Source organism: Streptomyces sp. (assembly GCF_031178505.1).
Classification (GTDB): domain Bacteria; phylum Actinomycetota; class Actinomycetes; order Streptomycetales; family Streptomycetaceae; genus Streptomyces; species Streptomyces gulbargensis.
The window spans coordinates 1-4,002 of sequence record NZ_JAPSIW010000657.1; the positions used below are offsets into that span (position 1 = coordinate 1).

Consider the following 4,002-nt stretch of genomic DNA (forward strand, 5'->3'; position numbering starts at 1 on the left):
GAACCGGTCCGCGGTCGCCCATCGTATCGAACTGGTGTCCGAGAAGCCGGCGGTGTGGGGGCTGCGCCTCGGCCTCACCGACGTGCACGGCATCAGCGAGGCCGAGAGCGCCCGCATCGAGGCCGGACGGCCCTACGCCTCCCTGCTCGACTTCTGGGAGCGGGCCCGGCCCCGCAAACCCGTGGCCGAACGCCTCGCCCAGGTCGGCGCGCTCGACGACTTCGGCGCCAACCGCCGCGACCTCCTCCTCCACCTCACCGAACTCCACCGGGGCGGGTCGGGGGCCGCCGCCCACGGCGGTCAGCTCCCGCTCGCCCGGGGCAGGAGGACCGCCCCCGTCGGCCTGCCCGACCTCGACGACAGCGAACGCCTCAGCGCCGAACTCGGCATCCTCGGCATGGACGCCTCCCGCCACCTCATGGGCGACCACGACGCCTTCCTCCGTGAACTCGGCGTCGTCTCCGCCCGGCGGCTGCGCTCCGCCGCCCATGGACAGACCGTGCTCGTCGCCGGCGCCAAGGCCGCCACCCAGACCCCGCCGATCCGCTCCGGCCGCCGGGTCATCTTCACCACCCTCGACGACGGCACCGGCCTGGTCGACCTCGCCTTCTTCGACGACTCCCACGAGCGCTGCGCCCACACCGTCTTCCACTCCTGGCTCCTCCTGGTCCGGGGCGTGGTGCAGCGGCGCGGCCCGCGCAGCCTCAGCGTCGTCGGCTCCGCCGCCTGGAACCTCGCCGAACTGGCCGAACTCCGGGCGTCCGGCGGCCTGGACGCGGTGGGGGAGCGGCTCGCGGAGCCCGTCGCCGCCCCCACCGGGGAGAGCGACGGCGGGCGCCGCATCACGATGCCCACCGGTTACGAGATGAACCCCTGGGCCGACCTCAGGCCGGCCGGCGACGGGGTGCCGAGCGGAAGGAAACTGTGGCACAGCAGTCCGGGGAGCGCGGGATGATCCTCTGTGTACGTTTCGGGCCGGGGTCCGGTGCCGGGTACGGCTCCGGGACCGGGCGCGGCCAGGGGTACGGCTCCGGGGCCGGCGAGGGCGCCGGGGTGCTGCTGCCCCGGCTGGTCGATCTGGTCCGGGAGTTCACCCCGGTCGTGGAGGCCGTCCCGCCGGGCGAGGTGCTCGCCGACGTGCGCGGCGCCCTGCGCTACTTCGGCCGGACCCCCCTCGAACTGGCCGCGCTCATCCGGGTCAGGGCCCTCGCCCTGTACGGGGTGGACTGCGTCATCGGTGCCGGGCCGAACCCGATGCTGGCGCGCGCGGCGGCCCGCGAGGCGCGGCCCGGCGTCACCCGGGTCGTCGACGACCCGGCCGCCTTCCTGCGCGACCGCCCCGTCGCCGGTCTCGACGGAGTCGGCCGCGCCACCGCCCGCACCCTCTGCGCCTACGGACTCGACTCCGTCGGCCGGGTCGCCGACGCCCCGCTCGCCGTGCTCCAGCGGCTCGTCGGCGCCAAGGCCGGACGCGACCTGTGGGAACGCGCCCGGGGCATCGACCGCACCCCCGTCGTCCCCGGCGCGCTGTCCCGCTCGGCCGCCGCCGAACGCTCCTTCCCGCACGACGAACTCGACCGGACCGAACACCGCAGGGCCCTGCTCTCGCTCGCCACCGAACTCGGCGCCCGGCTGCGGACCGAGGGCCAGGTGTGCCGGGCGCTCGCGGTCACCGTGCGGTACGCCGACCGCACCACCACGACCCGGAGCCGCACCCTGCCCGAACCCACCGCCCACACCGCCGCGCTCACCGCCCTCGCGTACGCGATCCACGACTCCTTCGGGCTCCAGCGGGCCCGGGTGCGGGGAATCGCGCTGCGCGCCGAGGACCTGGGACCCGCCGAGGGCGCCGCCCGTCAGCTGTCCTTCGACCCGGCCGACGAGAAGGCCCGGCGGATCGAGGCGGTGGCCGACCGGGCGCGGGCGAAGTTCGGCCCCCGGGCGGTCCTGCCCGGAGCGCTCGCGGCCTGAAAGAGCCGCTGGTGAGCGGCTGGTGACGCCCCGTCATATTGTTACCGGCGCGTGTCTTCCCAGCCGCTCCTACCCGTGCGTAACTTGGCTGGAGAGCATCCCCCACTTGTGGTCCGGACCGCAGGGCACAGCACCCCCCTTCCCCTTGAGCCGCAAGGAGATCGCCCGATGCTGCCCTGGAAACGCGTCCTCAGAGCGCTGACCGTCCTGCTCCTGACCGCCGCCGCCGTCCTCGCCCCCACCACCGCGGCCCAGGCCGGTACCGCGTCCAGCCGTGGCTGGAACGACTGGTCCTGCAAGCCCTCCGCCGCCCACCCCCGGCCCGTGGTCCTCGTCCACGGCACCTTCGGGAACTCCGTCGACAACTGGCTCGGACTCGCGCCCTACCTGGTCGACCGGGGGTACTGCGTCTTCTCCCTCGACTACGGACAGCTGCCCCACGTGCCCTTCTTCCACGGGCTCGGCCCCATCGAGAAGTCGGCCGGCCAGCTCGACGCCTACGTCGACCGGGTCCTCGCCGCCACCGGCGCCCCCGAGGCCGACCTCGTGGGCCACTCCCAGGGCGGCATGATGCCCCGCTGGTACCTCAAGTTCCTCGGCGGCGCCGACAAGGTGAACGCGCTCGTCGGCATCGCCCCCGACAACCACGGCACCACCCTCCTCGGCCTCACCGCGCTCCTGCCGCACTTCCCCGGCGCCGAGGACCTGATCGGCGAGGCCACCCCCGCCCTGGCCGACCAGATCGCCGGCTCGCCGTTCCTCACCCGGCTCAACGAGGGCGGCGACACCGTCCCCGGCGTCCGCTACCACGTCATCGCGACCCGCTACGACCAGGTCGTCACGCCGTACCGCTCCCAGTTCCTCTCCGGGCCCGGGGTCACCAACGTCCTCATCCAGGACAAGTGCGCGCTCGACCTCTCCGAGCACGTGGCCGTCGGGACGGTGGACCGGGTCACCTTCCACGAGGTGGCCAACGCCCTCGACCCGGCCCGCGCGACCCCGACCACCTGCCTGTCCGTGATCGGATAGCCGGTCCGGGCCCCCGGCCGGCAGGGCTCAGCGGCGCGCGCCCGACCGGCGCCGGACCGTGCCGAACAGCACCGCGGCCCCCAGGGCCAGGGCGGCGGCGCCTCCCACCGCGAGGTACGGGGCGGAGGCGTCGCCCCCCGTCTCCGCCAGCTCCGCACCGTTCGCCGGCACGGGCGCCGACGCGGCGTGCGGTACCGCCTCCCGGGAGGCCGGTGCCGTCGCCGGAGCGGCCGGGGAGGTCTCCCGCGCCCGGTCCGCGGCCGGGGCGGTCGCCGGGGCGCCGGGCGCCGCCGCCGTGGCTCCCGCGCCCGTCGCCGCGTCCTCGTCCCCGTGCCCGCCGTGCTCGACCGACGACTCGTCCCGTCCCTCCGCGATCTGCTCCTCGCTCGGCGCGGAGGCCGTCGGCGCGGGGTCCGCCGGAGCCGTACCGCCGCCGCTGCCGCCGTCCTGCCCGAAGACGACGTCGGAGCAGGTGTAGAACGCCTCGGGGGAGTCCGACCGCTGCCAGACCGAGTAGACGAGGTGCCGCCCCGACTTCTTCGGCAGCGTCCCCTCGAAGACGTACTCGCCGTTCTCCATCCGGGGGTCGGTCACCGTCACGAACGGCTCCGCCTCCAGGTCCGACCAGGCCAGTGGCTTCGACGGGTCGTAGCCGTCCTTCGTCACGTACAGCGCGAACGAACCCCGGTGCGGGGCCGTCCCCTTGTAACGGAAGGTGTGCGTGCCGGGGGTGAGGCGGCTCGCCGGCCAGTCCGCGCGCGCCAGGTCGAGGCCCCGGTACCTGTCGTTGCCCGCGCTGCACAGCTCGCCGTCCGGGATCAGCCGCCGGTGCTGTCCGGCCGCGTTCGCGACGTTCACCGCGTTCCAGTCGTAGAAGGCCTGTGCGCCGCTCGCCGCCACGGCCGCCCGGCACGCCGCCGAGTCCGGGGACTCGGGCCCCTCCGCGTAACAGGCCGAGACCCGGCTCACCGGGTCCGTCATCGACCCGTGCGCGGCGGCCGG

At 75.3% G+C, this 4,002-nt stretch carries 4 protein-coding genes; 3 read left to right on the top strand and 1 reads right to left on the bottom strand.

The features are described from left to right. The 3 genes from RIF68_RS29930 to RIF68_RS29940 form a co-directional block, all read left to right on the top strand. The coding region (locus RIF68_RS29930; protein ID WP_375165756.1) for an OB-fold nucleic acid binding domain-containing protein at positions 1 to 955 on the top strand (955 nt) is incomplete at its 5' end. Continuing rightward, positions 952 to 1,971, top strand: a complete 1,020-nt coding sequence (locus RIF68_RS29935) for a hypothetical protein (protein WP_309054413.1) — start codon at positions 952 to 954, stop codon at positions 1,969 to 1,971. The genes RIF68_RS29930 and RIF68_RS29935, both read left to right, overlap by 4 nt. 168 nt (positions 1,972 to 2,139) lie before the next feature. Next, positions 2,140 to 3,000, top strand: coding sequence for an alpha/beta fold hydrolase (locus tag RIF68_RS29940; protein WP_309054414.1), 861 nt, complete (start codon positions 2,140 to 2,142; stop codon positions 2,998 to 3,000). Positions 3,001 to 3,027: 27 nt separating this feature from the next. Here RIF68_RS29940 and RIF68_RS29945 read toward each other — a convergent pair. Beyond that, positions 3,028 to 4,002 (bottom strand): lytic polysaccharide monooxygenase (locus tag RIF68_RS29945; protein WP_309054415.1); only part of this gene is annotated, 975 nt, incomplete at its 5' end.

Coding starts and splice junctions, on each gene's coding strand:
- RIF68_RS29935 (WP_309054413.1), top strand. CDS start 952: ATGATCCTCTGTGTACGTTTCGGGCCGGGGTCCGGTGCCGGGTACGGC.
- RIF68_RS29940 (WP_309054414.1), top strand. CDS start 2,140: ATGCTGCCCTGGAAACGCGTCCTCAGAGCGCTGACCGTCCTGCTCCTG.